Source organism: Marinococcus halotolerans DSM 16375 (assembly GCF_000420725.1).
GTDB lineage: Bacteria > Bacillota > Bacilli > Bacillales > Marinococcaceae > Marinococcus > Marinococcus halotolerans.
Genome location: NZ_ATVM01000042.1, coordinates 1 through 7736, shown reverse-complemented (window position 1 = coordinate 7736; position 7736 = coordinate 1). Strand labels below are relative to the sequence as shown.

Below are 7736 nucleotides of genomic sequence, written 5' to 3'. Positions count from 1 at the left end.
CAGATTGTAGACAAAGGCCTCCGAAAATGAATTTCGGAGGCCTTTGTTTGTGCCATTGAGGGAAAAAGAAGCATCCAACGGCCGGCGCACGTCTGTCGCCACCGCCAGGTGGCGAGTTTTTTGAGGTTCATCACCGCATAAACAAGCATCGCCTGCGCGGTGTTTCGTGCCCCTCCGGCGAGGAGCGTCCAGCGCAAGCCATGCTTTTGTTTGAGATCCGCAAAAATACGTTCGATGGTTTCTTTTCGTTCCGCATAGGTCTTCCGGTTCCACGGGGTGTGCCGAAGGTGTTCGGCTTCGTCCAGGTCGTCCTGCCAGACGTGGCGGAGGATCACCTTCCGGTGATCCCGGCTTTGGGTACAGGTCTCGAGCAGCGGGCAGGACTGACAAATGACGGGATCTGAGACATACTCCTGATAACCGTCCCGATTCGTGGTGCGGTAGCGCAAGGCCTGATGCTCGGGACAGAGATACGCGTCCAGATAGGCATCATACACAAAGTCCTGTTTGCGCAAGCGTCCCGGCAGGCCTTTGGGCCGGGTATAGGGCATGACCGGGCGAATGGCCTGCTCGCGAAGCAGATGAGCAATGGCCGGGGTTTTGTAGCCGGCATCCACCGCAACGGCGTACGGACGGCCCGCCCGGGCCATCACCTGCGCCAACAGCTCATGAAAGATCCGGCTGTCATGAACATTGGCTCCGGTCACGATCGCTCCGAGCACAAACCCGTGCCGGTCACAGGCGGTATGCCAGCTGTAGGCAAACATCTTCTCCCGTTCATCTTTGACGTAATAGCCACTGTCAGGATCCGTCGTGCTTTGTTTGACCTCCCGTCCGCCCGGTTCGCGGCGGGCGGGAGGCAGGGGCTTTTTTCCGTGGACCTCGCGGTCCCGGTGAATTTCGGCGTCCAGTTGATCCTGGTAGGCCCGGGCTTCGGCCGCCAACTGAACCCGATCAAATTTTTTCTTGTTGGCGTTTGCTTTCACATGGGTGGCATCGATATAAAAGACAGACGGATCCACAAAGCCGGCGGCCACGGCTTCTCCCAGCACCCGTTCAAATATCGCTTCGAACAACCCGCTGTCCCGAAACCGGCGTATGTAGTTCTTGCCGAAGGTGGAGAAATGCGGCACGGGCTCCAGGAGGTCCAAACCGAGGAACCATCGGTAGGCCACATTCGTTTCGATCTCCCGAACGGTCTGACGCATGGAGCGAATGCCGAACAAATACTGGAGCAGCACCATTTTCACCAGCCGGACCGGGTCAATACTCGGCCGGCCGATGGGGGCATAGAGGGACGCAACTTCGTCGTAAATAAAGGAAAAATCCAGCGCGGCCTCGATCTGGCGGACCAGGTGGTCCGCAGGCACTAACTGATCCAACTGAATGGTGGCTTCCCGGTAACGAGCTTCTTCCGTATCCCGCCTCATCATGCGCCATAACCCCTTTCCAGGCTATTTCTTTTTATCATAGCATAAAAAACTGCCGACACGCTCTAAAATGAGAGCCATTGTCGACAGTCTGCAATAACGTAAACTGAAACATTTCAGTTTACGTTATTGTTTACATGTTATCTGTTTTGTTTTATTTCTTTAATCAAGTTTTCTAAAGCGTAATTGATAGCTTGCGTTTTAAAGCCTTTGCCTTGGCCTTCTGCAAGACGATTAAATTCTTCAAGCAAATCTTTCCGAATTAAAAATGTTCCCCGTTTATGGGTGTCTTCAACCTTTTCCTTTTTTTGACCAAAGTTAGACCAGAAGGTTTCCTCTGAATTTTCTTTCTCACCAGAGGTGTCATTTCGCTCCCCGCTTGCTTCATCTTTATCCGAGGTCTCTTGGTCGTCAAAAAACATATTAGCTGGAGAAGGTCTTTGTTTACGCTGTGTCATGTTTTCAAGTACTTTGTTTGTTCCTTTATTGGTTTGTTTTTTCGCTTCTGACACGATCCATCAACTCCTTTACAAATGATTTATGATAACTGAATGCTTGATTGGATTCTGAGTTATTGACGAGACCGTAAATAGGAAGCCGTCCCGTTGTCGCTCGTCGGTGAATAACCGTATCAAAAACATAGTTCGGGTACTCGTTTTCAATTAATTGAATCATTGCCTGGGAATCCACGCGCTTAGCATCAGCAAGTGTTCGCAGAATACCTGCAATTTCAAGATCTGGATTGAGCCGTTCTTTGGTTGTCAAAACGGTATCAATAAAGCGAGGAACTGCTGAATAACAAAATTTGCTAGTTTCGAACATGATCACCACGTGCGTAGAGGTACTCAGTGCATTGATCGTCTGCTCTGAAAGAGCGGGAGGAGTATCGATAATAATAAAATCATAAAACTTATGTACAGGCTCGAGAGTGTGGTGCAATGCAAGGGAACGATTGCCATCATACTCCTGATACAAAAACTGGCCAATGGTCGCCAAGTAATCGTCAGAAGGAAGTAGATGAAGGTTCTCGCTGATTCCTTTGATATATGGCCTGGCATCTTGCTCTTTGATTGCTTCTAAAACTGTTTCATTTTCAAATTCGGATAGGTCATCAATACCAGATATAAACTGTGTTAGATTGCCTTGGGAGTCCATATCTACACAAAGTACTTTGTAACCTGCTTCAGATAGCAGATAGGCAGTAACTCCAGATGTTAATGTTTTTCCTACGCCGCCTTTTTGTATGCCAAATGTGATCGTTGTCGTCATCGTGTCACCCCGCTTATGTAATTGTTTCTATTAAAAGTATACATAATATAAAATGTAAATGCCATAGTTTATTGAAATTTAAATGTATTCATAAACTTAAAAGTTTATGTTTCAGTTTAATGAAACATAATAGTATATTATTCAATAACGAACTTGATTATTAAATAAAAGAGTATCTAAGCTTTTTATAGAAGCAAGGAGTTAGATACTCACTTCTTTTATTTGTTTTTGTCTTTCTCAGATTGCTCCAATGCATATTGCAATAGGTAAATAATGGCTTGGGTACGAGTTTGAAATCCCTTATCTTGTTTAAATTTATCAATTCGATCTAATAATTCTTTAGGGTATCGCATATTTACAATTTGGGACAAAAGAAATTCCTCCTGCTTATTGTGTATCTTTTTAATACACGTTACAATTACTGTATATTATTATAATATACGATTATTCTCAACGAAACAATTTTTAAATTTCTAATTCCTACAATTTTTCTTATTAGTAGGGGCTTATAAAGATAGGGACTTATAAAGAAAGGAACTTATTGCTATTATTAGGAAATATATTAGTAAGTGAAGCTTCGATGAGACGTTTTATAAAAAATAATACATGAAAAAATCCCTGCTCATAGTATCCGGTTTGGCCGCCTAGGTACTATAAACAGAGATCTCTCTAAAAACATCTTGAAATTTAGCGTATCATAGAGATGAAAAATTTTGAACCTTTTGCTAAATTTTATATACTGTTTTTCAAAGTTTGTCATGAATAAATGTAAGAGAAGAACCTATACTTGCATTTTATTCCTCTTTCTAGGGAGTCTCTAGCAGGGATATCTAGAAGGAGGAATTTTGCATGGATACAGTAATTCAATTTGAGGGCACTATTTATGAAAATGGTTATGGACTAATAGCTCAAAGAGTTATGCGTGATAAAACACTTCCAAAACAATCAAAACTTATTTATTCTTATATGTGCTCGTTTGCTGGCACAAATGGGGATGGTGAAAGGACAGCCTTCCCTAGTGTCAGTCTGCAATGCGATGAATTAGGTATGTCAGAAGATACGTATTATAAGTGGCGTAAATACTTAGTTGATCGCGGGTATATTCGTATTACACGGAAACGTAAAGAAGGGGCAAAATTTGATCGAAATATATACTCTATTTTAGCTGTTCCAGTAGAGTCTAAAAAGGAAGAAAGTAACCCGTACCAAAAAATTGCGAATACGGATCCACACCCTAAAAAACCGAATACGGTTAATCCAAGTACCGATAATTTGGGCACTAACAGTAATAACTCAAACAATAATAGCTTTAATAAAAAGAAACAAAAAGAAACGATAAAAGAAACGAATTTTAAAGATTTTTCTCCCGAACAAAAATATAATGATAAAGAAAAGAATAAAGAAGAACTGTTAAAAGCTAGTTTAAAATCTGTACTCCCAAATAAAATCTTTTATGCGTTAGATAATTTTAGTGACTCTTATCAAGAATTATATGAGTGGATCGGCATTTTATTTAGATCGAAAAATCAAGTAGAAAAAGATAATGATCAATTAATTTTATTAGAGAATTATGAAGAAACCTTCTTCATAATTCTTCAAAACGCGATTAGAAATATAAAAACCAATGCTAAAGTTAATAAACCTAGCGATTACTTGTTTATCACGATCAAAAGTGAAATAGAAAAGCATATAGCTTCTCAAACAAGGCTGGACGCTATTAAGAATAAAGGAATGAATCAAGACGGAGGATTAGAAACATCTTTATTTGCCGACGAAAATTCTTCTTTAACTTTAGATACGGATAACAATTCAAATTTAGAAATAGAGAAAGCACATTTCAAGGCAATGTTGGCTGAAAGACGAGAAAATAAATAATCAGCTATTCTTTAATTAGATTTAATACTTAGTTAGGATGATTGAAATCATGATAGCAAAATGGATCGATAAATATGCTTTAAACCAACTTCACAAAGTTAAAAGTGAAAATTATCAATATGCTCCTCCCAGGCGGGTGCCAAGACAAGACGAACGAGAACAATTTTATGCTGCAACCGATCTTGATCTTTCATTTAACCTTCTTCCAAGCAAACATTATTTAGAGGGTACATTTCAAGCTCAAAGTGCGATCAAAGCAGAGCATAAAGAGAATCAAATTTTGTCTGGCGAAGCGTATATTCAACATGTGTCAGCTCCTAACATTGTCTTTGTCCACGGATGGCGAGCAGATTCACATGATCGTACAAAAAGTATTTTTCACGAGACGTTTCAAAAGCAAGGATGGAATATGTTTTATTATTGTATGCCATATCACTTAGAACGAGAGCCTGAAGCTTCCTCGTATAGTGGAGAAATGATGATTTCTGCTAATATTGCTCGAACAATTGATACAGTCCAGCAGACCATTCAAGAACTACGAGGTCTAATAAAGTGGCTGAAAACGTATCATGGGGGGCCAGTCATTGTCGTTGGAATTAGTTTAGGTGGATTTATTTCTAATTTATTAGCTACATTGGAAGAAGAGATTGATGCTCTGATTTCTGTTTTCTATGCTAATCGTATGTCATACGCTATTTACCACACGCCGGCTGGCAAGTACATCAAACAGGATTTGAAAGATCATGGGGTAGAGTACGAAAATTTAGCGGGGTATTGGCGTATCATTGATCCAAGCGAAGCAACACCTAAAATATCTCAAGATAACATTTTACTTATGAGTGCAAAGCATGACCAATACGTAAGTAATCAGGATGCAAATAAATTATGGGAAACCTGGGGGCGACCGGCACGTTCGATATACAACAGCGGTCATGCAGGATTTGTTTTTAAAAAACGGGCTATTGCGAAAGAAACCAAGGCATTTATTCAAAAATCTTTAGGACCTCAATAACTATGGTAGTACTAGTTATTTTGCTTTGGCTCATGGCATTGGTCTTAATCGCTGTTTATCCATATAGTGAGACGACACGGTGGGCTGCTTCGATCGGATTTGGTGGGGGGGCTGGTGGCTTGGCCAGTGTATTAGGAGCAGGCACAGATCGGCCAAGCTATATTCTTATTGCCGATAGTATTTTGAGCTCGGTGGGCCATTTTTGGACACCGGTAGCTGTTTTAATGTTTGCGCTTATTTATAGTGGCATACTTCAAAACCAAAGAACAAAAAAAATATGGACCATTATTTTTCTCATGCCTGCTATAAGCATGTTGTTCACAACCGAAATTTATCCTGATTTTTTACTAAATCATCAATTTTTTGCTGTGTGGGTTACCCCCTATGTTTTAGTTTGCAACGGTCTGCTTGTATACACTGCATGGAAAGAAACTAGGCTATCGATAAAAAAACAAAAAATATTAACAGCTATTATTATCGTTCCCATTCTTTCTTTTGCACTTCTAACAAACATTCTTTTAGAAGCTATAAATATTTCGGGTATGTGGCGATACAATACCTATATTATTGGATTTCAATTCATATTGTTTTGCGTATTTGTTGTTAAATACGGATTTCTCGGTGTTCAAGTGCAATTTGTGCAGCAGTCGCGCAGTGTACAAGCACAGAAATCCGGTACGTCGTTATTTAATCACGCAATTAAAAATGAAGTAAGTAAATTGGATTTAATGGTCAAACAATTTAATCAGGATTTACTGTCAGAAAGTCAGCGAGAAAACCTCCACATGATGCAGCAAACCACCCAGCATTTGCGTGAACTATCGCAAAGAATACAAAGCAAATTAGATACTATTGAACTACGTCGAGAGAATTTTGATCCGCATCTGTTAATAAAAGATGCTCAAAAAGAACTTTTGTTAGCGGACGACAATATCGAGATCCATACTCACATTCGTTCTAAACATTCGTTTTATGGCGATCCTATTCATGTTCAGGAAGTCATTAATAATATTGTTAAGAATGCCAAAGAAGCACTGAGAGGAAATGGAGATATAAGTATCGATGTGTACGAGGCGAGAAAATATATGGTGCTAGATATTACAGATAACGGTCCAGGCATGGATAAAATGGAAAGCCAGCGAGTAATGGATCCGTTCTATTCGAAAAAACAGCAGACGGAAAGCTATGGTTTAGGGCTAACTTATTGTTTTAATATTATGCAGCAGCATGGTGGAGACGTTACAGTTCAAAGTCAGAAAAACCGTGGGACTACCTTTTCGTTATGGTTTCCAAAGTCCAAACATGTCTGGTTTTCGCCTGGCACAAGTAGGAGGTATAGTAATGTCCCAAATACGAGTAGCTATCATTGAGGATGATTCTATATGGTCCACGTTGCTCTCGGAATATTTAAAACAGCAAGATGGGATGCATGTCTCAGTGATAGCCAAGAGTTATGAAGAAGCATTGGCCATAGATATAAAACAAATAGATGTTGCTTTAATTGATCTATCTTTAGACAAGGAGCAAGAGGAATTACAAGGATTGAAACTTACGAAAGCATATCAAGAACGATCGTTTAATCATGCAATCGTCCTAACATCATGGGATGATGAAGAAACGATAGATGAAGCCTTCCAAGCTGGCGCGGTAAATTATATTACCAAAAATTCTTATGAAGACTTACCAATCATGATCCAAAGTGTTTATGCAGGCAAACCTCTCATTCACGGGGATGCAGCACAAACGTTATTGAAATCCTATCGTCAAGAAAAGGAAATGTGTGCTCTGACGCCCCCAGAGAAGGAAGTTTATACACTTCACAAGAAGGGATGCACAAAAAGGGATATTGCCCAAAAGCTGATTAAATCGCCTGAGACAATAAAAATGCAACTCCGAGAGGCAAAGAAAAAGGTTAAAAAAGCCAAAAGCTTTTGATAATCTCGAAACAGTGAGTAAGCGACTAAAACGAAAGGGGCTGTCCCAAAATAGGACAGCCCCCTTTTCTGTGCGCAAATAAAGAAAGAAATCATCCTTCGATGATATGGTGAAGTCACGACACTTTCCATACGACAAGGATGATTTCTTATGTTTACCGATGATAACACACAGAGCTTCCCGATTCCAATGAGTTTGGAACCCATGATCCCCGA

At 40.4% G+C, this 7736-nt stretch carries 8 protein-coding genes; 4 read left to right on the top strand and 4 right to left on the bottom strand.

All coding sequences use genetic code 11. The features are described 5' to 3' along the window. The 4 genes from G548_RS18595 to G548_RS19515 all read right to left on the bottom strand — a co-directional run. On the bottom strand, nucleotides 1–1433 hold a 1433-nt coding region (locus tag G548_RS18595), incomplete at its 3' end, for an IS1182 family transposase (protein WP_022794144.1). A gap of 137 nt (nucleotides 1434–1570) precedes the next feature. Then, nucleotides 1571–1942: a hypothetical protein gene (locus G548_RS0116565; RefSeq protein WP_022795262.1), complete on the bottom strand. Its 372-nt coding sequence runs from the start codon at nucleotides 1940–1942 to the stop codon at nucleotides 1571–1573. Further along, nucleotides 1914–2699 carry a ParA family protein gene (locus tag G548_RS0116560; protein ID WP_022795261.1) on the bottom strand — a complete coding sequence of 262 codons (786 nt, stop codon included), beginning with the start codon at nucleotides 2697–2699 and terminating at the stop codon, nucleotides 1914–1916. Before G548_RS0116560 ends, G548_RS0116565 begins: the two co-directional genes overlap by 29 nt. Before the next feature lie 218 nt (nucleotides 2700–2917). Next, nucleotides 2918–3070: a ribbon-helix-helix domain-containing protein gene (locus tag G548_RS19515; RefSeq protein ID WP_022795260.1), complete on the bottom strand. Its 153-nt coding sequence runs from the start codon at nucleotides 3068–3070 to the stop codon at nucleotides 2918–2920. Nucleotides 3071–3548: 478 nt separating this feature from the next. On the opposite strand from G548_RS19515, the gene G548_RS18905 reads away from it, so the two are divergent. Genes G548_RS18905 through G548_RS0116535 form a run of 4 tightly spaced genes read left to right on the top strand, consistent with a single transcriptional unit; the run spans nucleotide 3549 to nucleotide 7521 of the window. Further along, nucleotides 3549–4574 carry a helix-turn-helix domain-containing protein gene (locus G548_RS18905; RefSeq protein ID WP_022795259.1) on the top strand — a complete coding sequence of 342 codons (1026 nt, stop codon included), beginning with the start codon at nucleotides 3549–3551 and terminating at the stop codon, nucleotides 4572–4574. Nucleotides 4575–4623: 49 nt separating this feature from the next. Beyond that, nucleotides 4624–5586 (top strand): alpha/beta hydrolase family protein, encoded by a 963-nt coding sequence (locus G548_RS0116545; RefSeq protein WP_022795258.1) that lies wholly within the window; start codon nucleotides 4624–4626, stop codon nucleotides 5584–5586. Nucleotides 5587–5588: 2 nt separating this feature from the next. Then, nucleotides 5589–6956, top strand: a complete 1368-nt coding sequence (locus G548_RS18585; protein WP_022795257.1) for a sensor histidine kinase — start codon at nucleotides 5589–5591, stop codon at nucleotides 6954–6956. Beyond that, entirely contained in the window at nucleotides 6928–7521 is a 594-nt protein-coding gene (locus G548_RS0116535; protein ID WP_022795256.1) for a response regulator transcription factor, read from the top strand. Before G548_RS18585 ends, G548_RS0116535 begins: the two co-directional genes overlap by 29 nt. Nucleotides 7522–7736 lie beyond the last annotated feature (215 nt).

What these genes read in the sequence shown, in the direction of transcription:
- G548_RS0116545 (WP_022795258.1), top strand. Translation starts at nt 4,624, where the DNA reads ATGATAGCAAAATGGATCGATAAATATGCTTTAAACCAACTTCACAAA.
- G548_RS0116535 (WP_022795256.1), top strand. Translation starts at nt 6,928, where the DNA reads ATGTCCCAAATACGAGTAGCTATCATTGAGGATGATTCTATATGGTCC.
- G548_RS18905 (WP_022795259.1), top strand. Translation starts at nt 3,549, where the DNA reads ATGGATACAGTAATTCAATTTGAGGGCACTATTTATGAAAATGGTTAT.
- G548_RS0116560 (WP_022795261.1), bottom strand. Translation starts at nt 2,699, where the DNA reads ATGACGACAACGATCACATTTGGCATACAAAAAGGCGGCGTAGGAAAA.
- G548_RS18585 (WP_022795257.1), top strand. Translation starts at nt 5,589, where the DNA reads ATGGTAGTACTAGTTATTTTGCTTTGGCTCATGGCATTGGTCTTAATC.